General features: G+C 45.4%; 14 protein-coding genes and 1 tRNA gene. 5 read left to right on the top strand and 10 right to left on the bottom strand.

The genetic code is table 11. The annotated features are described in order from the left end of the window. Positions 1–132 precede the first annotated feature (132 nt). The 3 genes from J2X75_RS02320 (at position 133) to J2X75_RS02310 (ending at position 1,624) form a co-directional block, all read left to right on the top strand. Positions 133–552 carry a MarR family winged helix-turn-helix transcriptional regulator gene (locus J2X75_RS02320; RefSeq protein ID WP_017689456.1) on the top strand — a complete coding sequence of 140 codons (420 nt, stop codon included), beginning with the start codon at positions 133–135 and terminating at the stop codon, positions 550–552. Positions 553–579: 27 nt separating this feature from the next. Then, positions 580–1,230 carry a nitroreductase family protein gene (locus J2X75_RS02315; protein ID WP_310334088.1) on the top strand — a complete coding sequence of 217 codons (651 nt, stop codon included), beginning with the start codon at positions 580–582 and terminating at the stop codon, positions 1,228–1,230. Positions 1,231–1,327: 97 nt separating this feature from the next. After that, positions 1,328–1,624: a putative quinol monooxygenase gene (locus tag J2X75_RS02310; RefSeq protein WP_192132513.1), complete on the top strand. Its 297-nt coding sequence runs from the start codon at positions 1,328–1,330 to the stop codon at positions 1,622–1,624. A gap of 211 nt (positions 1,625–1,835) precedes the next feature. Here J2X75_RS02310 and J2X75_RS02305 read toward each other — a convergent pair whose 3' ends face one another. From J2X75_RS02305 to J2X75_RS02280, 6 genes are all read right to left on the bottom strand, one after another. After that, the gene (locus J2X75_RS02305; protein ID WP_310334085.1) at positions 1,836–2,756 is read right to left on the bottom strand and encodes an NAD(P)-dependent alcohol dehydrogenase; all 921 of its coding nucleotides are present in this window, start codon (positions 2,754–2,756) and stop codon (positions 1,836–1,838) included. Positions 2,757–2,848: 92 nt separating this feature from the next. After that, positions 2,849–5,539, bottom strand: a complete 2,691-nt coding sequence (locus J2X75_RS02300) for a winged helix-turn-helix domain-containing protein (protein ID WP_310334083.1) — start codon at positions 5,537–5,539, stop codon at positions 2,849–2,851. A gap of 192 nt (positions 5,540–5,731) precedes the next feature. Next, the gene (locus J2X75_RS02295) at positions 5,732–7,081 is read right to left on the bottom strand and encodes an FAD-binding oxidoreductase (protein ID WP_310334082.1); all 1,350 of its coding nucleotides are present in this window, start codon (positions 7,079–7,081) and stop codon (positions 5,732–5,734) included. A 204-nt stretch (positions 7,082–7,285) separates the two neighbouring features. Continuing rightward, positions 7,286–7,801: a MarR family winged helix-turn-helix transcriptional regulator gene (locus tag J2X75_RS02290; protein ID WP_310334081.1), complete on the bottom strand. Its 516-nt coding sequence runs from the start codon at positions 7,799–7,801 to the stop codon at positions 7,286–7,288. 44 nt (positions 7,802–7,845) lie between these two features. After that, the gene (locus tag J2X75_RS02285) at positions 7,846–8,655 is read right to left on the bottom strand and encodes an alpha/beta hydrolase (RefSeq protein WP_310334079.1); all 810 of its coding nucleotides are present in this window, start codon (positions 8,653–8,655) and stop codon (positions 7,846–7,848) included. 277 nt (positions 8,656–8,932) lie between these two features. Further along, entirely contained in the window at positions 8,933–17,218 is an 8,286-nt protein-coding gene (locus J2X75_RS02280; protein ID WP_310334078.1) for an immunoglobulin-like domain-containing protein, read from the bottom strand. Between the two features lie 471 nt (positions 17,219–17,689). On the opposite strand from J2X75_RS02280, the gene J2X75_RS02275 reads away from it, so the two are divergent. After that, complete coding sequence (locus tag J2X75_RS02275; RefSeq protein ID WP_310334077.1) at positions 17,690–21,319, top strand: S-layer homology domain-containing protein; 3,630 nt, start codon at positions 17,690–17,692, stop codon at positions 21,317–21,319. Positions 21,320–21,539: 220 nt separating this feature from the next. On the opposite strand, the gene J2X75_RS02270 is transcribed toward J2X75_RS02275, so the two are convergent. After that, positions 21,540–21,612 (bottom strand) — tRNA-Ala (locus J2X75_RS02270). A gap of 185 nt (positions 21,613–21,797) precedes the next feature. After that, positions 21,798–22,265, bottom strand: a complete 468-nt coding sequence (gene nrdR, locus J2X75_RS02265; protein ID WP_091014564.1) for a transcriptional regulator NrdR — start codon at positions 22,263–22,265, stop codon at positions 21,798–21,800. Between the two features lie 115 nt (positions 22,266–22,380). On the opposite strand from nrdR, the gene J2X75_RS02260 reads away from it, so the two are divergent. Continuing rightward, positions 22,381–22,602 (top strand): alpha/beta-type small acid-soluble spore protein, encoded by a 222-nt coding sequence (locus J2X75_RS02260; RefSeq protein WP_017689472.1) that lies wholly within the window; start codon positions 22,381–22,383, stop codon positions 22,600–22,602. Between the two features lie 84 nt (positions 22,603–22,686). Here J2X75_RS02260 and J2X75_RS02255 read toward each other — a convergent pair whose 3' ends face one another. Continuing rightward, positions 22,687–23,250: a lytic transglycosylase domain-containing protein gene (locus tag J2X75_RS02255; protein ID WP_310334072.1), complete on the bottom strand. Its 564-nt coding sequence runs from the start codon at positions 23,248–23,250 to the stop codon at positions 22,687–22,689. Next, positions 23,247–23,843: a dephospho-CoA kinase gene (coaE, locus tag J2X75_RS02250; RefSeq protein WP_310334070.1), complete on the bottom strand. Its 597-nt coding sequence runs from the start codon at positions 23,841–23,843 to the stop codon at positions 23,247–23,249. Before coaE ends, J2X75_RS02255 begins: the two co-directional genes overlap by 4 nt. Between the last annotated feature and the right edge of the window lie 8 nt (positions 23,844–23,851).

Genomic DNA, 23,851 nt, shown 5'->3' with positions numbered 1-23,851 from the left:
ATCAAATATTGATACATCAATGATCGAGAGCATCCAAATAATCATTAGGCAATGGCATTGTATACTGCAACATTAATCATTGGTTAACATACGCCGTTGTTCATGATTCAGATTCACCCGGGAGGTCTAGTCATGACACGTATTGTTTCCAAAGAAGAACAGATCATCAACCTGCTGAACGTGTTGGGCAACAAAATCAGTCCCAAGTTCGAACGCTGTACGGGTATCAGTTCCTCTCGCTTTGAAATTCTGCATGAGCTGGATCAGGTCGATGAGATTAACCAATCCATGCTGCAGAAAATCATTAACATTGATAGCGCTGCGATAACACGCCACTTAAAACAGCTTGAGGCGGACCTGATGGTTACAAGACGTAAGAACCCCGATGATAATCGGGTCACTTTTGTTCGTCTGACGGACCACGGTCGGAAGCAGATTGAAGGCTACAAAGCTGAGAAGACTAATTTTATCAACCAAATTTTACAGGATTTCAGTGAAGACGAAGTTCAGTCACTCGCCGATTTCCTGGAACGTATGCACAACAATTTCTAAACCCATATATAGAGGAGAGATCCATGCATGAGTACAATTCAAAGCAAATTCCAAAAAACCAATGATTTCAACGAAATTACCTACGGTCGCCGTTCTGTTAAGCTTTACGATCCTGAAGTGAAAATCAGCCGTGAAGAAATGACTGAAATTCTGTCAGAAGCTTCCCGTGCACCATCTTCGATCAATTTACAGCCTTGGCGTTTTCTGGTTGTAGATACAGCTGAAGGCAAAGAAAAGCTTGCGCCTCTTGCAAGATTCAATCAAAATCAGGTTTTGACTTCTGCTGCTGTTATTGGCGTATTCATTGATATGAACAACGTTGAATACATGGATGAGATTTTTGGTAAAGCCGTAGAACTTGGTTACATGCCACAAGACATTAAGGATATGCAGCTCAAAACCGTAATGCCTTATTACGAAAAGATGGCTGCTTCCGATCTTCGTGACGTTAACCTGATCGATGCTGGCCTTGCTTCCATGCAATTGATGCTTGCTGCACGTGCTCATGGTTATGACACCAACCCAATCGGTGGTTATGAGAAAGATCAAATTGCAGAAGCATTTGGCATGGACAAAGAGCGTTATCAACCGGTTATGTTGATCTCGATCGGTAAAGCAGCCAAAGAAGGTCATCCTTCCTACCGTCTGCCAGTAGAAACAATCACAACTTGGGCATAATATCAGGGACGGTTTCCCTGTAAGTCACGATTATACTGGTCAATAAGCATACATTCTTAACACATTCCAAACAAACACAATATGGAGGTTATACATTATGATTATCATTCACGCTCATCTGCAAGTTAAACCGGACCAAGAGCAAGCATTCCTCGCAGCTGCGAAAGAACTGATTGCTGCTACACGTCAAGAAGAAGGTAACATCAGCTACGACCTGGCAAAAAGCACAGAACAAGAACAACAATACACCATGATCGAGCTGTGGAAAGATGAAGCTGCTACAGCTTCCCACAACACAAGTACACATTTCCAAGCTTTTGTTCAACAAGCAGCAGCATTCATGGCCGCTCCAATGAACGTGGAAGTATTTGCTGGAGAACAAGTTAAAGCTTAATAGCTCATTAACTGCCATGCGTATCTAACATGTGAAAAGCTGCTCTTGGTCATATGACCGAGGGCAGCTTTTTCATTCCTTTGAAAAGTAAGTTCACTTCAGATTCACAGTTACTTTGTGGCCTCGTGTATCTCATAAGGACTGTTTGCAATAGGTTGGCTAATTGTGCGACGTTAGGTTCCGTTCCAACTCAAAAAGGACACACTGCCAATTAATTCTCATGTTTGACCGAAATCACGACATTTCCCCTCTTTCGCCCTGTTTCCACATAACGATAAGCTTCCTGAATTTGCTCCAAGGGATAACGTCTGTCAATCACCGCTTGCATCTCACCAGCCTCCATCAACTCTTTAAGAAGTATCAGATCCTTTGCAGTGACCCTTGCGATGCCTTGCCCCTCAACAGTGACATAGGTGCCGTTAGGTGCCAATAGGTGCCGACACTGACCTTTGGAGACTTTGCCAACTGCATCCAATATCAGATCATACCGCTGACTTGTTTTTGTAAAGTCTTCCTTCATATAATCTATAACATGCTCGGCACCAAGTGACTTCGCGAACTCCACATTCGTTGTACTGCATATCCCCGTTACTTCTGCTCCAAAATATTTCGCAAGCTGTACAGCAGCAGTTCCTACGGCTCCCGAAGCTCCATAGATGAGCACTTTCATTCCCCGTTTAATGTTTCCTTTGCGCAGAAAATATAAGGCCGTAGTTCCACCAAAGGGAATCGCTGCTGCTTCCTCATACGTTGCGTTGAAGGGTTTCAGAGCGACTGGATCCTCTTCGGAGAGACATATATATTGAGCATGGGCACCAAAAGACAATCCATTGATGGCATACACCTGATCACCTAACTTAAATTGCTTTACTTCCTTGCCAATCGCCGTAACTTCTCCTGCCAACTCTACGCCTAGGACCGAATTTCGAGGTTTTCGGAATCCCAAAAAAAGACGCATCGGTACCCAGTACAGAAACGGAACATTGGAACCACGAACTCTGCAGTCCCCGGATGTTACAGTTGTTGCGTGTATTTTAATCTGAATCTCATGATCTTTGGGTGATGGCTTCGCTATGTCTTTAAGCTGCAACACATCTGGTGATCCATACTTTGTACATATGATAGCTCTCATATCTTTCCCTCCACATATTCCTGTTTGCCAACAGTATATCGGGAAAGTGGGTTCGGCCCCTAGATACTAAAGTATCGTTCGTGAATAACAAGTTACAGGAGCTTCCATTCACGCGCTTTTGCCACTGCTTCGGTTCGTCGCTTCACCTGCATTTTGTCAAAAATAATCCGGTTATGTCCTTTCACGGTAGGCAGTGCAATATGAAGTATCTCACTAATCTCCCGATTAGACCTTCCTTGTGCAATGAGATGTAATACCTCCAGCTCGCGCGCACTTAACGGGTCAATCGGTAATTTGGAAACGCAAGGATGTATGTTGGACTCTTCCACAACAATTTCCCTTCTAATATTCTCAGCTTCATCAAATGCAGCCAGTAATTGAAGCAGATATAAACGTGAGTCACCGCGTGCTGTTATCCTCTTCAAAAGGCTGTGCACAACAACACCTTCGTCTACAAATACACGAATGAAGCCTGCTGGCTCTGCCATCGTCATGGCCTCAGTCAGGAATTCGAGAGCTTGTGTTCTATTTCCATGTTCCTCATGGATAGCTGCCAGAAGGATTGTTGCCTTGAGCTGTTCATCCTTGAAGCCTTTGGTTATGGCCAAGCGAAGACAGGATTCCATAATACCAAGTGCCTCCAAGGTGTTCCCCTGCTTCAGCAATACTCTGGCCTGACTAAGCGCATGATTTCTGTCCCATGATAATCGCATTGCTTTTTTCAGATCGCCCTGACGAAGGAGCACAAGAACGTATGCAGCAGTAATATCAGGGATCGCCTTTGTAAAATTTAACCGTTGGGCCGTTTCGTTGATTCTATCTAACATGATAGCAGCTTTATGAAGATCCGCCTTCGCAAGCGTCACTCGGGCGAGCCATAACTCACTTGCAACAACCCTGTCCGTTTGGACAAATTGATGTGCCAACTGCACACTCTGTTGAGCGTGCAACATCGCCACATCAAGGTTATTCCATTCATAATGAACTCGCGCCAGACCCAAATGGGCTTCACAAGCAATGGGTAGCGGTGGCTTACCTGCCATATGTACCACCTGCTGATAGGCTTCAGTCGCCAGGTGTAGCTGATTGTTGAATTCCTGCATATTCCCCACGCCCAGTGTCGCCATCATCGTGATGATATGATGTCCGATCCTGGTACTGTTCGATAATGATTCCTCGTAGGACAATTCGGCTTCCACACGTTTTCCCTGAAGCTGATATGCATATCCTAATGTCCAAGCTGTTGCTGCACGAATGGGCAGATTATGAGGATGCAAATATTTGAGTGCTCGAAGTGACTCCGTAATAATCGTATCCGCATCGTGCCGGCTGACAGCCAGCGTGGCTCGGATGGAAGCGGTATGTCCGATGAGATCAGAATTGATCTTTTCAGGTTCCATATTTTGTAACGCTTGTTCAGCAGACTGCAATTTGGGTTCCACGTCTATCATATGTCCTGATACTAATAACGCAGCCGCATGCATCACCCATAGGGAAGGTATTGAATCCATTTCTGCTGAGGATAGTGAATTCAACCATTGCAAGGCAGGAACAGCACCTCCGCGAAAAAGAAGTGGCATACCTTTACCTTCCAACAGATCTGATGCCCGATGAGTATCTGCCGCAGCTACAGCATGATTGAAAGCCTCCAGCTCCATTTGATGCTTCTCATACCAGATGCTCGCTCGCTTATGTATCTCAGTAACAGACAGATCGGTCTCAGCTGTGCCGGCGTAATTTGAATTCTGGTGTACTCTTTTACGCAATAAATCTGCAAACAGATGATGGTAACGATACCATCGCCTCTCATTGTCCAAGGGAACGATGAAAAGATTGGCTTGCTCCAGCCACTCCAACATGTCCTGTCCGGTAAAATCAACGGATTCATGTTCCTTTGGTTCACCTATATCAAAGATCGCATCACACAACGAACCGCATAATCGATCCAACATGCACGTTTTCAACAAAAAGTTCTGTACCTGTTCGGTTAGCCCTTGTAATATTTCTTCCATTAGATAGTCCAGTACAAATGGGTCCCTGCCACTGAACGTTTCCATAAAGTAATTCGGATCAGAAGAACCCTGCATGGATAAGGCGGCTAATTGCAACCCGGCAACCCAGCCTTCTGTTCGCTTTTCAAGGAGAGCAACATGTTCCTCTGAAAGTTTCAATCCCATGACCCGATCCAAAAACTCACTGCTTTCGGCAGAAGTAAAACGCAGATCACTACCACGTAATTCAATCAATTCCCCCTTTGCCCGGAGTCGAGCCAAAGGTAACTTGGGTTGCTGACGCGTAGTCATGACGAGATGCATATGCGGGGGTATGTGCCTCAGTAAGTAGACAAGTGCTTGATTGATAACTTCTGAAGTCATGAGATGATAATCATCCAGAACAAGCACAAAATGATCGGATACATCAGAAATTTCATTCAGGAGATATGTAATTACAGTCTCAACAGGTGGCGGGTCCGAAGTTTGAACAAATCCTACGATGCCTTCTGCAAGTTTGGGGAAAATCGTCTGTAACGAAGCACATAGATATGTCAAAAAACGCGAAAGATCGTTATCCGCTTCTTCCAGCGAGAGCCAAGCCGTAGGTATTGAAGAAGACTTAACCCATTGATTGACTAGTAGGGTTTTGCCTGATCCGGCAGGAGCAGAGACCAGTATGAGTTTGGCGTACATTCCCTTGTCCAAACGGACAATCAGGCGTGGACGATCGACTACATGGGAGCGCTGAACTGGAATGGATAATTTCGTGGATAAGATCGGTGCATACATGAGCCATACCTCCATTCAAGGGTCACCAACAGCAACTGTATTGTTTCAAATATCGTTTTGGCATCTATACTACCATAAAAATCAAAAAGACACGCCATAAAAGACGTGTCTTTACTGTTATTAGTATGAGTACTTAGATGAATTCAACTTCTGATTAACACAAGCTGCTGATAAAAATAAATGGCTCTACCTTTACGCTCTACGAGCTGGCGTGATGCTTTGAGGATTGTTAAACACATTTTTCGGATCATACTTGGCTTTGACTCTCCGCAGTCTGGCATAGTTGGCTCCATAATACACTAAACCGGAATTTTTGATCCCTTGATCCGGAACATTGATATAGGAACCGACAATGTATGGTTGCAATTTCTTGCGAGTATTACGAGCGAGTGCAATATTTTTAGCGGCATGGGATGGTTTGATCCACGTACTGGTCCATTCCACATAGAACTTCTCTTTTCGCCAGAAAAACGCGGTTGATCGAGGTGATTTGCGACTTACCGCTCCTCCCCAGTTCAGGAAATAGAACCCGCCTGGCCCCTCTTCCAGATTCTCCAAAAATGCCCGCATCGTTTTGATGGCCTTATCGGGAAATGGTTTTCGTCCAAAACCGGATGAGAACTGGTTACTGTACCTTTGCGTTTCAATCGGATCAGGAAGCAATAAAAACTTCACAACTTCTGTGTAAGGTAACAATCGAACAATGGAACTTGTCGGTGTGCCAACACTCGTAATCGGCTGTAATAGACGGAGTGCCTCTGTTTTTGACCCTAGGAACAGCCCCTCCATGACGACATTGCCACCCTTTTTCGGTCCGATGGATAACTCGCTGCCCAATCTTGTATCAACAGAGGGAGCCCACCTCTGCCATACTTTGAGCACCTTTTCGAATTGGGCCCATGGCCAGGTGATTTTAAATACAGTCGCCTTCGCTGGAGCACGGCGCACTTTGAATTTGTAGCGGGTATATACTCCGAAGTTACCACCGCCGCCTCCCCGCGAGGCCCAAAAGAGATCTGCATTATGATTTTTATTGGCCCGAATCACTTTTCCTTTGGCGTCTACCATCTCTATCTCAAGCAGGTTATCACTGATGAGACCGATGGTACGCTGGAGAGGCCCAATTCCCCCACCTAATGTAATTCCACCGATCCCTACAGTAGGGCTGTCACCAAAAGGAGCTATGAAACCTTGCTTGGCAAGGGTATTCGCAATTCTTCCCACTCGGTTTCCTGTTCCAACAACAACCGTTCCATTTTTTTTATCAAGCTTGATGGAATTAAGATCACTCACATCAATCACAATTCCGCCGTTAACCTGTGAAAGGTTGACTTCAAGCGCATGTCTGCCACTCCGCGGCCTGATCGGTACATTGTTTTCACGGGCCCATCGGATAGCGTTGGATACATCTTTCGTCCGTTGGGCAAAAACAAAAACTTTAGGATATTTGTCGGTATGCGGGTCCCAGTTCTTGCGCGCCGCTTCATATCCCGGATCTCCTTTATAAATAACCCGTCCGGTAAGCTTTGTTGATGATTTCACACGTCCCACTCCCTGCTGAATAATTGTCCTACAGCCTCTGCTGCATCAAGCACTTTATACTGTATGACGGACATTCGCGGAGGGAATGGGCTGGTGCCCTTAATTTCAAGGTTCGTATTTCACAGGAATCAAAAAGGACTTTCCCTTTTAGGCCACAGAATAGCCCTGAGGAAAATCCCTTTTATCTCGAAACTAGTCGCTGCCCTAATCGGAATCAATTCTGATTAACTTGCGCGCTTCCTGTTCCTTTTCACCATACCAGACGAGCACGTCGGCAAACAGATCCATGATGCGAACAAAGTTCTGCTTATCCGCTTCTGAAATCTGATCTGCATACTTGAAAATCTCATCAAAGCAAAGCTCCCTTACAAATTCGGTATACTTCGCATATACCTCGCGACCTTTCATCGAAGGTTTGACGTATATGTCTTTGCGGTTGCCGCTTAAATGAAATTTTTCGAGCAGACCTTTTTCCGTCAGATTCTTCACGTTCTTGGAAAATGTACTGCGGCTTACGCCCAGGCGTGCGGCCATTTCCGACATCTTCTCTTCTTTGTCCTCGGCTTCCAGAATGTATTCCAGCGTCTGAATCTGTGAAGCCGAGAACATCATGTCTGTACCATAACTTCGCTGCAGCTTATAGGTGTTCGAGTACGCATTACCGTATTTGATAATTTTCTCAATTAGTTCCCGATGGTCGCCCATCCAATCTAATTTCATGGGTAATCCCTTTCATATTCAGATTCTCTCTTACTCTACTGAAATCAGATTCGTTTTTCAATCCATGTGATGGCTTCTTCAATAACATCATCACGGGTCGGTTCATTAAATATCTCATGCATCAGATGAGCATAAATTTTGAGTGTTTTATCTGTCGAAGCAATATCTCCGTAAAAATCACGAGAGTCCTGTTCACTGACTAGTCCGTCATTCGCCCCATGCAGAACAAGTACGGGATCTATAAACTGCTCAGCGTTCTCCTTCAGCCATGTTATGCCATTTCCCAGACTGTTAAACAAATCTACAGAGATTTGCTTTTCAACTAGTGGGTCATTCGCGTAAGCGGATACAACTGCGGGATCACTACATACGCCGCTGCCCAGCTCATTCGGGAAATACGTGCCTGTAGGCAGATCCATAGGCAATTCTCCGGCAACTTTTGTATTGTAACGAGTGAGCGCTCCGGATAACACGATACCTTTAACCTTGCCTGGATATTTCGTTCCAAAAGACGAGGTTGCGAAGCCGCCCATACTATGTCCGATGACAAACAGCGGAAGATTCCCGCTTTCTTGCAGAGCAGTCTCCACCACAACGTTAACATCCTCTATGATCTGGTGAAAATCACTGTAGAACGTACGCTGTCCTTCCGATCTGGCATGACCGCGATGATCGAATCGATATACGTTAAACCCGCGCTGGCTCAGCTTCTCTGTCACATAATTATAGCGACCGGTATGTTCCGCTAATCCGTGTACAATAACGACAGCGGCTTTGGCATTTTCCACTGTATCCTTGCTGAAATAAAGCTGTGTGCCGTCAAAGGATTGAATTGTTGTCTCGATTTTAGTCATCTTTTCCCCGTCCTTTTTGTGATGTCCAAGCTTAAGCTCCGAGAGATCATTTCCTCCGCCCCACCATGGACACGCTTATTAATTTTATTTTTCTTGAAAAAATAATATTGTTTCTTGCAGAAACAATATATCATCCGACATGGCTGTTGTCTACAGCAATTTTAAAGCGCTTTCAAAAAAAACACTGATTAAACAGACAATAAAGTGGACGGAACAAGTTCTTCCGCCCAACTTTATTATCTGATTGAATCAATGGAACTCCCTATACTTAACGTGTCTACATCAAACCCAACAAATTATAGATCATCACTGCTGCTTCTGCACGGCTAGCACTCTTCTTTGGTGCAAACTCATCGTTACCTACACCGTTTATTATGCCTGCTCCTCGTATTGCCTCTACCGCTTGCTTCGCATAACTTGCGATGTTTGCTTCATCCTTGAAGGCTGTAGCTTCACCACTTGCTAACGCTAGTTGCTTCATTTGGATCGCCTTGTATACCATAACCGCCATATCTTCTCGCGTAACGTTCTCATGAACTCCAAATCTTCCATTTGGTTTTCCGTTCACAATCCCCAGCTTCTGCGCGGTTGCGATATTTCCATGGTACCATTCTCCTTGCTTCACATCACTAAAACTTGTCGTTGCACTCTCATCCGATAACTCCAACATATTCATCAGCATGGTGATGAACTCTGCTCTGGTCACTTGACCCTTCGGATTAAACTCTCCGTCGCCCATACCCTTCACAATGCCTCTTGCTCCCAATGCTGAGATCGCGTCCTTCGCCCAGTCTTGGGTAACATCCTTAAAGCTCGTTGCAACATACGCTACCGTATATTTGCTTGGATACGTTGGCTTGAACTCTACTTTTCCTGTTACCGCATTGTATTTACCGTTCGCCACCACTCTTAGCTCTCCGTTGTCCTTCACATCGTATACGATGACGTTGTTTGGATTTTCGGCAGCTTTTAGGGTGTATGGCAATGCAATCACGAGATCATCTCTGCCATCAAACGCTGTAAGCTTCTTACCATCGATCGTTAACTCGATATCGTATACGACCTCACCGGTTAGCCCCGCTTGTGCACTAGCTGGCAATTGATTAGCTGTTATTTTCTTAATCGACAATCCTAACGTTTTCCCCGCACTTGTTCCTGTTCCGAGCAGTTCGGTTGCCACGGTTACGACTGCAGAGCTTGTGTTGATCTCGATGCGATCTACCGTAGAAGATCCACTTGTTAAGCGCACATCTACTGCTAACTCAATCGTTAGCCCGTTCAATGTTTGATCACCTTCAACTCGCACCTGTAGCCTACCGCCTGTTGTTTGATCAAGCGCACGCTTCACCGTATCTGCACTTAACTTCACGTTAGAAGCACTGTTCTCACTTGCGAATGGCTTAATTTTTATTTGACCGTTGTCCATTACCACTGGCTCATTTCCACCTGCAGCTGGTGGTGCTGTAGGTGCAGGGATATTACCGTCACCGCCACCATTTCCATTACCACTGCTTGGTACTTGTGGTGTTCCTGATACCACAACCCCTGCGGATTCATTCCCTGCTGCGTTTACCGTAGTAATACGGAATTCATAACGCGTACCATTCGCAAGTCCTGTGACTTCATAACTGCTAGCGGCATGATTCAGCGTTACCGTCTTAAACTCTGTATTTCCAAGACCTGTAATCTTAATGGCAACCAGATCGATGTCTGTAGGATTACTCCATTTCAAAGTCAGCTTTTGATTACCTGCTGTTACACTTGGTCTTGTCACTTCTCCTGGTGCAGTCGGTTCAACCAATGGTGTTACCGTTACCGTAGCGCTGGATGATAACCCACCATCTACTGTAGTTACTGTAATGCTTGCTGTTCCTGGTGCCACAGCTGTTACTTGACCTGTCGCACTTACAGTGGCTACAGCTGGATTGCTAGAGCTCCAAGTTACTGCTTTTTTCGTTGCATTAGCTGGTAATACGGTAGCTGTCAATTGCCCTGATTGACCTTCTACGATGGACAAAGTCGTTTTGTCCAAGCTAATTCCGCTAACGGGTACGTTCTTCCCACTGAGTGCATCATACTCACGTTGTGTAATTGGAATTACAGTTCCGTGACGCGGACTAGCGGGTAAATTGTAGTTAGAAGATAATGTCCAGACACCAGATGCAAGATTGGTTGTCTCGAATGGAACATAACCTCTTCCACCAAACTCATCTACGAATAAATACCATTTTTCATCTGTATTTGATTTGAAGATCGTTGGACCCTCAACCCATTTCATATTACCCACACCTTGATTAATCATCTTGAAGGCTGGATCTAAGATCGAGTTACCAACCTCTTGGAAGATCATCTTGCCAAATGGAGCAGCAGCTCCGTTGTCTTGCTCATCCTTCGTAAAACGATACACTTTTCCATCATGCTCAATCATCGTTGTGTCAATGATGGAATATCCAGAATCCAAATATACTTGCGGTTCCGTAAACGTATAGAAATCTCTTGTCTTGCTATACATCATTTTTTGATATGCACTGCCTGTATGGGATGCATCGGCAAACATTCTTGATGCCCAGAATACGATATATTCACCTGTTGTGTTATCGTACATAATTTCTGGTGCCCAAGTATTACCCGCTTCTTCCGGTGCAACCTCTACCATGCGTTGATCTGTCCAGTTGACTAGATCATTCGATTCCCAAACCATAATGGAACGACTGCCCCATGTCTGTGCTCTACCCCAGTTACCATTGCCGTTAATTTTCAGATCGGTAGCGATCATGTAGAACTTGTCACCTTCAGGCGAACGAATAATGAATGGATCACGTACTCCCTTCTCCCCTAAGGTAGAGGTCAATACAGGTTTACCATTATTCAATTCTCGCCAGTTCAACGGATCATTGCCGTTACTTAGTGCAAAGTGAACTTGCTCGCCTGTTGAGCTACCTTCTCCAGTGAAATATGTGAAGAAGTATCCCGCATATTTTTCATCAGCAGGCCGTTCCTTCACCTTCGCCATAAATTCCTTTGTAGTGGATGCTGAATTTAATGTAATCGTAGCTGTAAGCTTCACGTCTACATCTCCACTACCGTACGCCGGACGTTGTACTTCACCAGTCACTAAAACGACGTTTGGTTGAGCAGAAGCCCAAGTAACCGTTGTTCCATACAGTCCAGATGCTGGTAATGAGAGATGACCTCTCACATCAGTAATGTTATGAACGACTAGTGCTGCTTTTGCTTCATCTACAGAAGTGGCATCGCTTGGCAATGCCTTAACCATCAAAGTAAAGGTTTTGTGAGCTGTCTCTGTACCATCTGTAAATACTGCTGTTAACGTTACAACTTGATCGCCAGTTGCGTTCGCTGGTCTAGTTACGGCACCTGTAGTTGAGATGACATTCCCCTTATCCGAAGTCCAGCTTATTGTTGTGCCATAAGCACCTGATGTTGGCAAAGTTACATTGCTTATAATCTCATCTTTTGATGTATTCGAGGCAAGAAGATCATCAATCGTTAATTTCTCTGTCGCAGCCGATACAAGCATGCCCTCCAGTAAAGCAATCTTCTGATCTGCCTGAGCCTTAAGTGATTTAATATCCGCAGCAGTCATAGCACCATCATAGATTTGGAAGTCTGCAATCAACCCGCCGAAGTATGGATCATCTGTATAGAATGACTTACCAATGTTTCCACTACTGCCTGAAGTATCTTTTATTTGTTCTAATGTCATTCCATTCGCAGAGCCTGATGCAACAGGAACTCCATCAATATAAAGCGTTAGTGTACCATCTGTACCTGAAACAACAGTCGTAACTACTTTCCATTCATTATTCTTTAAGCCCGTGGTCGAAGTTGAAGACTCATTATTCCAGGCATTCGTCGCGATACCTAAGCGAGCCAGACCGTTAGCGTTATAACGTGGTGTGAAATACGTATAGTGCGTATTATTGTTTGGTCTTCCTAATGCATATAACCACTCCGCAGCATTTTTACCGTTCCAGTTCACAATGGATGAAACGGTGATATCCGTTAATCCATCGAGAACTCCTTGTGGCAGCTCAACATAGGAGTTAGTTGTGCCACCAGTAAAGCTTAGTACACCCGCATCTTGTTTACTAATCCATTCTGCTTTAGACGGATTCATCCATTTTCCGTTAAACTTTCCTGTTTGGTCAACAACCGTCGCACCATCGATATCATTCATATCGTAGTGGAGAATGAGTTCTGCCCCAGACGGCTGCTCTACTGGAGGAGTAACGTCTTCATTAGCTAAAGTTGCAATCTCTTCAACAGATAATGCACGATTATAGATACGGAAATCATCCAGTTTACCATCAAATAGATTATGAGAGCTGTTTCTCGATTTACCAATATAATTCATCGTTGTTTCCAGTAACATTCTCGGCTCCACGTTAAATGTCGAGCTGCGTTTAACCTCTTGACCATTCACGTACAAAACGGCATCAAATTCATCCATTGTAATAGCAACATGCTGCCAAGTCTTCGTTGGTAATAGTCCAGCATTTCTCACTGCATATTTATAATCTGATCCTAGTTTCGTGCTGTCATTGCTAAATTTCTCTGTAAAAGGGGTTACGACAGCGAACTCCAGACTACCTGTATCCCCTTGTGTACTCAAGTACATGGTGTTGCGGTTAACCTGTCTGCCTGTTTCGGAAGCAAAATCAAATATTCTTTGATTGACCTGATTTTTGTCCATTTGAACCCATGTAGAGAACGTAGCCTTCTCCAGATTCAAGGATTGAATCAAGTGATCTGGCAGCTTCACATATCCTGTTGATCCATTAAGCTCTAATGCACCACCCGTTTTACCGATGCGATCCTCTTCATTAATCGTTGCTCCACCTACGAGTGTTGCGTGATGACCATTACCAGAAATGTCATTCAACGTTGTACCATTCACTGTATTTGCATCAAATGAGTAATGTACAACCGGATCTGTTGATGGTGCTGGACCTTTCCATGCATACTTCTCTTGCAAAGCATCATACTCCGCACGTGAGATTGGAATCACCGTTCCGTGTCGTGGTCCTGGCGGAAGTGCATATTGATCACTACTTAACACATTGTTTATATATTGCGTGCTACTGTCCAGATCTGTTGTATAACGTACATGATATGGCCATGAATCAAGGAACAGATACCATTTGTTTTCATGAATATCCTTAAATATCGTTTGTCCTTCGTTGTTTCCACTTTTCCCGATCAAGCCAAGTTTATTATCCCGTGTCCCTGGAACAGCGTTGTATTGAAGGCCATTTGCTGCAATACCGTCCTTGTCATAGTAGAACGTTGGTGCCTTCTCCACATACACTTTCGTATTCACTTCTGATTTGGTGAATCGGTACAACATATGATTGTGCTCAATAAATGTCGTATCAATGGTCGGAAGTGATTCATCAATCATGACCTTGGGCTCAGAAAAGGTGTAGAAATCTCGTGTTGTCGCGTAGTACATCACATTGTACTGACCTTCCGGTCTTCCGTTATAGTTACCATATGTCTCTGTGTTTTTCATCGATGATGCCCAGAATACAATATACTCTCCAGTTACCGGATCATAGATCGCTTCTGGCGCCCACGTATTTCCTCCAGTTTTAGGAGCCACCTTGATCATTCGCTGCTCGCTCCAGTTCACGAGATCCTCTGACTCCCAAACCATCATGTAATGACTGCCTGTTATTTGAGCTTGATCGAAATTTGTACTTTCACCCATTTTCAAATCGGTTGCCAGCATATAGAATTTATCACCTTCTGCTGACCGAATAACGAATGGGTCACGAAGTCCCTTTTCCCCCATATTCGATTGCAGGATCGACTTTCCATTATTCAGCGCTTTCCAGAACAATGGATCTTCCGCTGTAGCGAAGGATATCTCTTCACCACCCTCATATTCACCTGTAAAGTACGCAAAGAAGTACGCATCAGGCTTTACTGGCGCAGCTGCTTTTTTAATTGTAACGTTAAACGTTAGCTCTTTAGAAGCTGCACCATTCGTAATCGTAGCGATTAGCGTAACGGGTATATCCGTAGCTTGACGGCTCACCCAGCCTAATTGTGTGGCGTTACCAGCCGCTTCAGCCGTTCCTTTAACAACCGCCGGCCTGCTGGATGTCCATGTAATGGTGGAGCCTTGTTCACCTGTAGTGACAAGACGTAAGTTCCCTTTAACATTGTCCGCGTTGTAGATCTCTAATTGTTCAGCGTCCAGATCAACCTTCTGCTGATCATCGAATTGCTTCAAGATCGTAACCGGGAATACAGCTGCTCTAGATACGCCTTGATACGTTAAAGTAGCCGTAAGCTCTGCTTGAACATCACCTGCTTGAACAGCCGGACGTTGCACAGTGCCACTGTTAGAAATGACAGTAGGATGACTAGAACTCCAAGTGATGTTTACACCATTTTTACCACTTGTTGGTAAATTAACGTTTCTCGTTATCTTGTCAGCACTCTGATCTGCCTCGTCTAAGTAATCACCGATGTCAAGTTGATTCGCTGCATCATCAACAGTGAGCTGACGTATTTGGGAGATGTGAGTTGCTGCTTCTTGTTGATATAACTCGCTCATTTCTTGCTCCGTCAACGCACGATCATATACTTGGAAATCAGCCATGTTACCTTGAAGATATGGATCGTTGGCGAAGATGGACTTACCGATAAAGCCAGAGAACGTAACATCCGGATTAATAATGTCTGACAGCTTTAGTCCCTTCGTATTACCTGAAGCAACCTTAGCTCCATCCACGAATAATGTCATCTTGTTGCTAGCTTCGGAGAAGGAAACTGTTACATGCTTCCACTGTCCACCGATCAGGTTGGAGTTTGCGCTACCTGTAACTAATGCTTCGTTCGGCCAGCCATTTTTGGATATACCTGTGGCAATCATATTGCCTGATCCACTACCGTGACGTGGGGTTACAAAAAAATATTTGTTCGTTTCAGGCGTTAACACCGTACCCAAACCAAAAATCCAGCGATTCGTACCATCATTCGTCCAGTTTACGATGGAAGATACGGTAATTTCATTCAGACCTTGTAATAAATCTAGTCCATTGGAGCCCTTAGGAATCTCAACATATCCACTGTTCGATGTAGAGCTTCCACCATTAAAGGAAATAAAGCCAACTTCACTATTTGAAATGAATTGTCCATTGTTTGGATTTTTAAATATCCCATCAAAGGTAACTTCCTTGTTGGCAACATCCTTTAGTACGAGTTGACCGTCTACTTCTGTAGTCGTTTTCATGTCATAATGAAGAAGCAGATCATCTTTTAGCGAATTTCCCTTAACGGTAACGGCTGATGTAGCTGTAAACTCTCCATCTTCAGTCTGTACCGTAATTGTGGCATTACCATCACTAACCGCTGTAACTTTACCCGTTGAATTGACAACCGCTACACTTGAGTCACTAGATGTCCAGACGACTCTTTTATTGGTTGCATTTGAAGGTGAAATTGTAGGCACTAATGTCTCGCTGTCCCCCACGGATAAACGAAGTGTAGATTCATTAAGCGAAACACCTTTAAGGGCAATCTGCTGAGTAGAGTCATCCTTAGGTGGTAAGGTAACCACGAACTCCTTCGTTGCCTGGCTTCCACCTAAAGAAATGGTTGCAGTTAACGTCACTTGTTGCTCCATTTCTCGTAAGAACACTTCCCCGGTTGCACTAATCACACTTTCATCACTGGAAGTCCATGATATCAATGCGCCATACTTATTGGCAGAAGGAAGTTCAAGAGATTCTGTCACGGCAGATACATCACCTAACGTTAGCTCTAATTTGCCTTGTTGTACTTGCTTTTCATTAAATGATTGTTCATATACTTCAGCGATATATTCACTACTTAGTGCCTCTCCGTAAATTCTTAAATCTTGAAAGCTACCTCCAAAAGTAGCATCCCCTAGATAATTGGAGCGACCGATGTAAGCTTGCAAATCCGTACCAAAGCTTGCTGTTGTTTTCTCTTTGGCGGCCGTGCCGATACTTACACCGTTAATGTAACCTGTAATAGAGCGTTCTGTAATGACCGTTGTATAATGAACCCATTGACCTTCGTACTGTGACGTAGAAGTGCCTGATACTCCTACCTCTGTCGTCCAAGGCTGGTCAATATTATTGCGATCCGTAAGTACGGACTTAAAATCACCACTTGGATTCGATGGATTAAACATCCAGTAATTCGTTGGCAATTTATTTTCAGCTGCTGGCGTACCGTAGAATAATGCGGAGTAGTTCCCGCTCCCCGTGTTACTCTTGATCCATACAGAAATCGTTGTATTTTCTTGATGATCAAACAATCCAGTAGGAAGCTGCACGTAGTTCGTAGTACTATCTGTTCCTCCAGGTAAAGTAAGACCATCAGCATACGTAATGTTTCCTACTGCCGTTCCATGTTTGCCATTACCGGATGTATCCTGTACATCCTCAAGCAATGGATACTGTGCCAACATCGTTGGTGTTATGGGGTCCGCTGAAGCTTGATTGTTAAATGGCAGAACAAGACTCAAACAGTTACTGAAGGTCAATAGTAAAGCTAACATTATGATTGAAATCCGCTTTAGCATAGCATTCTTCCCCTCGTTTAATATTCAAAAGCACGCAATCCTTATTCCAGCTTTAAAACAAGACCAACTCGTTCAAGGAGTTAAAGAAACACCCTCAAATGAATGCGCTTACATTTCTTCTCATATTACGTCTTCCACCATTCCAATTCAATGTAGTTTCTTGTTAATAAGGTGGATTTTTTTATTGCAATTTGAAATGAATGCAGACTGCAACACCATTCATATGAAGCAATCTACATGCACAGATGCGTACAAGATTATCAAAACAATAAAACGGCATCTCTGCCGTTCTAGATGTTTACGTATGGTTTATGTGTAAATTAAAGGATTGAACCCCAGATAAACATAATATATATAGTTGGGCGCTTGTCATATGGACAACGTGTCCGAATACGATGCGGTAAGCCGCGGGCGCACCGGATCGAAAAATAAGGAGGATTTTCATTTATGCCAAAACGATTTAGCAGAATGCTCGCGTTCCTCTGTTGCTTGGTAATGGTGGCGTCGCTAATGCCTACCAGTTATGCCGCCGCCGCTGACAACATCGAGAACGCAGAAGCGAATGAAACACCCACCGCCATTTTTGGAACTCCCGAACTCGGGTCAAACGATCCCCTCTGGGACCAAACCATGGAGCATCACATCAACAAAAGCACGGTACCCACCGACCCCAGACCCCATGCCATGGGTACAGCCAGAATTCTTTGGGATCATGACTACCTGTATGCCCGCGTAGTTGTGAATGACAGTCATCTATATCAGGGAGCTGGCGCAGATCACCGGTATGACAGCTTGGAGTTTTATGTTGGTGCCGGAACCGGAGGCTCGAATCAATGGCGCGTCAGCTCGACGGGCGTGTTTTCAGGGCAGGCCGCTCCAGGCAGAGCTGCATGGACCCAGATCACGGAAACCGGATACATCGTGGAAATGAGAATACCAAAAAGAACTCTGACCTTACAGGAGGGGAAGCTTACCTTTGAGGTTTACATCAATAACTCGACGGAAAAGGGAGCTGACCGCTATGAAGTCGTTTCCTCTTTTGGAGTTCCAGACGCAGCTTACACCAGCTCTGAGTCATTTACAGACAGCCTGCAGCTCATCCCAGCCAATGAATTAGACGCCAGATTATCAATTACCGCCACTGCGGGACCGGGCGGCTCAATCATGTCGAACCCACCCGGCGATGTTCTGAGAGTAGATCGGGGCTCTAACAAAGAAATTACGTTTACCCCCGATTACGGCAAAATTGTGGATACCGTAACGGTAGACGGCGAGACCGTGACTCTACCTGCTAGCACTTATACCTTTACAAATATTGAGGCTGATCATACCATTCATGTGACATTCAAAAACGATCCAGACGCGGGGATACTTCCCTTTATTGTATGGAATGACAACTTTGCCAGTGGCGAGTACACAACGGCTGTTATCATTGATTTAGGCGAAGGGAATGCGGCGTTAGGCTCCGAGCTTAGTCCAGACTTGTTTGCCTTATCGGCTAGGAACACGACCCTGAACGGCGAAGCGGTGACCTTTGAAGGACCACGCAAGATCACAAGAGTGTATGCTAATGATGAACCGAAGGTACGCGGCTATGTGGGGCCGATTAGCCATTCACCAGATTATCAGGACGGACTGGCGAGCGGTCGTTACATCGTTGTTGAGTCTGAGTTTTATTCAGAGAGCGGCGGCAGTACAACGCTGGATGGCAGCAGTAACTCGACAAAGCAGGTCTACACCCTTGTTCAAAAGGGCCAAATCGTAGTGAAAGAAGGGAATCCGCTTCACAATGTGGTTTTTGAACAGGAAAAAGTTGTGAATCCAATCCTTGATAAATTTACAACATTCACGGACAATTCGGTCAATCGTTCGCTCTACCTTCACAAGGGTGAAGACGGTAACGTGATGAAAGGATTGCCGCTGTATGTATATACCCACGGCATGTCACGCGGCGGCACAAACGCTGCGACAGACCAAAAAGCCGCCATGAAATCCGCCAACGGCTCCGTCGCTTTAATGAAAAAGATGGAACAAAATCCCGATAAGTACGCCAGCCATGTACTGAATCTTTCCTATAATGGCGTATCTGTTCCCTCCACAGAAAATGTTAAGAAGGTCATAGACGCCCTGATTGTCAGTGGTGAAGTAGATCCTAACCGTGTTTACACAGCAGGCTTCTCATGGGGCGGCCAGTATACGAATAACTTAGTTAACAGCTATCCCGGCTTGTTCGCTGCCGCCGCACCTATGGCCCCGGTAAGCGGTTCACCGAACGCTAAGGACAATGACGCTCACAACAACCTGGCCTATTGGATGTTTTTAAATGCTCATAATGTTGGTGGTTACCAGACAAACCTCAATAACTTCATCAATAACAATATGCCGAAAATGACCAACGCGAGGGCTTCGCGCTTTGAGAGTAATGAGGCTCTTACGTGGCCCTACAATCAATTTGATCAGCCGAATCTGAGGCCGAATCCGGCCAACACACCTGTTCTGGCTGATTACATAGCGCACGAAGTTGAAGCGGCGGTTCTTTACAACCAGATCACTATGGGAACTTGGAGTATAGCACCTACGGCGCAGTCCTCTAACTTGCCGGCTTGGAACAATGACTACACAGACGTCTTTGATTGGATGTTCGCGCAGAGAAAACCGGTTGTTCCCGGTGCTCCGAGCGGCTTCAAGGCGACAGCGGGTGACGGACAGGTCACATTGAGCTGGACTGCTCCTGCTGACGACGGTGGTAGTTCGATATTGGGCTACAGAGTATGGTATGGCAACGTTACGCCGGTCACACTGGATGCGGCGGAGACCAAATATACTTTCAAGGACCTGACAAACGGTCAAGGATACAACTTCACCATCATCGCGGTGAACGCGAAGGGCGACGGCGCGGAAATCAGTGCTACGGCAACGCCGAGGAAGACAACGACTCCCACTGTGCCTGATTCTGGCGGCAATACGGGCAACACTGGAAACACCGGAAATACCGGCAACATCGGTAATACGGGCAACACCGATAATACGGACACCGGGACAGACGCTGAAACGTCGAAGTCGACCTACACAGTGAATACACCGAAGGATAAACCCGCGGTCACAGACAAAAACGGCAACACCACCCTCCCCGGTGGAGGCGAGATTGCGACCAAAGGCGGGACGAAGATTAAGGTACCCGAAGGCACAACGATAGACTCAAACGGTAAAGTAACTATCCCGGCAGACAAGAGCGCCGAAGTGACACTACCCGGCGGCAACAGCACAGTGACCATTTCGGGCGGCTCGACGATCGCGAGCGACGGTACGGTCACAGTAGGCGGCAAAGACGCGCATGTGAACCTATCAAACGGCAACCAGGTGTATTTCCACGGCGGATCGAAGATACGGAGCGGCGGAGCGGTTGTGGTAGGACCAAGTGGCGCAAGAGTCGGCTTAGACAACGGTATATCGCTGAACATCCGTGAGGGTACGGAACTGGCGTTTGATGACGCCACCCCACTGGGCTTCCTCGTGATATCAGGCAATCCTTTCACGGATGCCAACATGGACGACTGGTTCTTCAACGATATAAATTTCGCCTACACTTACGATCTTTTCAACGGCACGACGTCCACGACGTTCTCACCGGGCACCGCAATGACGCGTGCAATGTTCGTGCAGGTACTGGCCAATCTTGAGAACGTAAACCTTTCCAGCTACACAAGTTCCCGCTTTAGCGACGTGACGGACGGACAGTGGTACACGGCGGCAACCGAGTGGGCGGCCGAAAAAGGCATAGTCAACGGTACAAACGCAGACCTGTTTGACCCCAATTCACCGATGACGCGCGAGCAGATGCTCGTGATACTGTACAATTACATGAAGTACAAGGACTATGAGATACCTGAAAGCCACTCTAAATCCTTCACGGACGAGAGTGAGATCAGCTCCTGGGCGTTGGAGGCCGTTCAGGCGCTACAAGGCAACGGCATTGTATTAGGCAAACCGGGCAACTTTTTTGCTCCCAAAGCCACCGCCACCCGCGCCGAAGTAGCCACAATCGCTGTACGGTTCGTTGAATATCTGGCTAATTGAAAGCGTATACAGAATTAAGGTGACCCCTCCCGGCTGGACAATATCTAGCCGGAAGGGTCTCCTTATTTTCAAACTGCACTTTTTTTGACATCTAGAATATTCGTCCCCAAGCTCGTCCCCAAATCCAAAAATTCTAATTATTTAATTAATTAATGCATGTGTCTGATTTATTTCACCACAAAAAAACGCCATCACAATAATGTGATGGCGTTTTTAATTATGGAGCCTAGGGGGATCGAACCCCTGACCTCATCGCTGCCAGCGATGCGCTCTCCCAGCTGAGCTAAGGCCCCAGGATATGAAATAGATAACTTGTCCAACACTGCTACGTTCCACAGGCGACTCCTATATCATATAAAATCCAGCTTTCGCTGTCAATCAATTTTTCAAGATCCAAAGTGATTGGAGAAGAACAACCGATTTCACTGGCACACACGGACTGGAACTCCAGACTGCTCTTCTCCCATTACCAACTTCACTAATCCTCCAGAACGTCTTTGGACAACAGGGATTTCAGTTCTTTCATGAACATATTGATATCTTTGAACTGGCGATATACCGACGCGAAACGAACATATGCCACTTCATCGACTGGAAACAACTGTTCCATCAATAGTTCACCAATCTGGCGACTCTCCACTTCAGCATCAGCTGTATTACGCAGAGATTTCTCCACTTCAGATACCATCATCTCCAGAGTCTCAACGGAGACTGGACGTTTCTCACAGGCACGAATAAGCCCGCGGAGAATTTTGTCCCGGCTGAACTCTTCACGACTGCCATCTTTCTTAATGACGATAAGTGGAGTCTCCTCAATCATCTCAAACGTTGTGAATCTTCGGGCACACTGCTCACACTCCCGGCGACGACGAATGGATTTTGCTTCGTTGGCCGGACGCGAATCAAGCACTTTGGTACCCATATAACCGCAATAAGGACACTTCAAATCAGATCACTTCCCACGTTTTACTTTTACCACATATTCCCTGTCTTGATTTTGTAATGAAAAATGCATTGCCGAGACATAATACTTTTACCAACTCACGAGGAGGTGAACAGCAATGGCACAAAGCAACGGTAACTCCAACAACCTGGTGGTAACTAAAGCTTCCGCAGCACTCGAGCAAATGAAATATGAAGTTGCTCAAGAACTCGGAATCAGCATCCCACAAGACGGATACCAAGGTAACATGACTTCTTACGAGAACGGTTCGATCGGTGGATACATCACGAAGCGTCTGGTAACAATTGCAGAACAGCAATTGGCAGGTCAATACCAATAATATCTGCATCGTAATACGTTACACAGAGGAGCATGGAGCGGCCGGTGAATAACCGGCCTGCTCTGTGCTTCTACTTATATATACTCAGAACGTATTATAGATCTTTACATACTGATTATAATAGTAAATGACCCTTTGTACATAGTGACGCGTCTCACCAAATGGAATATCTTTCACTGTATCGATCGAGCCATCCCATACACCGTCTCTAAGCCAACTATTTACCTTGCCTGGACCTGCATTATAGGCAGCGATCATGACCACTTCATTGCCCTCAAATTGATCGGACAGATTCCGCAGATACCATGTGCCTAACTGAATATTACGTTCAGGCTCGTGCTTCAATTCCTCCAACGAAGTGTCGGGAATTTTGGCTTGTTCCAGTATCCAGTTCGCCGTGTCCGGCATTAGCTGCATGAGCCCGATGGCACCGCGTTTGGATTCCTTGCTTGTCTTGAAATTGGTCTCCACTTTGATAATGGAAGCAATCAGAAACGGATCAACCTCATAGCTCTGAGATTGGGCACGAATCTCTTCCTTATAATGAATCGGATAGAACCATGCCATCCAGTTTGTATTCAGAAACAACACCAATACAAAGGACACAAACATCAACAGCAGGACACGTTTCTTGCGCAATATTTTCATAACAAACCCTTACGCTGTAGATATGAGTCAATTTGCTGCTCCGTCTCAGTCCATAAACCGCTGTTATCGATGACAATGTCTGCCAGCTGCTTTTTGCGCTCAATATCCATCTGTACATCCATCCGGGTCTCAGCCTGTGCTGCAGTCATTCCATCCCGACTCATCAATCGATCTCGTTGCACTAATCTTGGAACATATACAACCATGACTTCCTCGAAACCATCCTCCAGACCCGATTCGTACAGCAAAGGGATATCAGATACCACAAGTTTATCCGGATGTTGCAACGCGTATGCAGCAGCCCGTTCACGCATCTCTTTACGGATTGCCGGATGTGTGATAGCCTCCAATGCCTTTCGTTCTTCTGGTTGTTGAAAAACAATACTTCCAAGCTTTTTCCGATCCAGTGTTCCATCTTCGTTCAGTATGGCTTGTCCAAACCGCTTAACAGCGGCGGCCAACACGGGATGCCCGGGCATCATAACTTCCCGGGCAATAACGTCTGCATCGATGAGCAACGCTCCCTTACTGGCGAGATAGGCGGAAACACTACTTTTGCCTGTCGCGATCCCGCCGGTTAAGCCTATATTCATCGTTTCAC

It is taken from the genome of Paenibacillus sp. 2003 (assembly GCF_031455635.1).
In the GTDB taxonomy this organism is placed as follows: domain Bacteria; phylum Bacillota; class Bacilli; order Paenibacillales; family Paenibacillaceae; genus Paenibacillus; species Paenibacillus amylolyticus_B.
The sequence above is the reverse complement of the archived record's forward strand: the minus strand, read 5'-3'. Positions and strand labels throughout refer to the sequence as shown.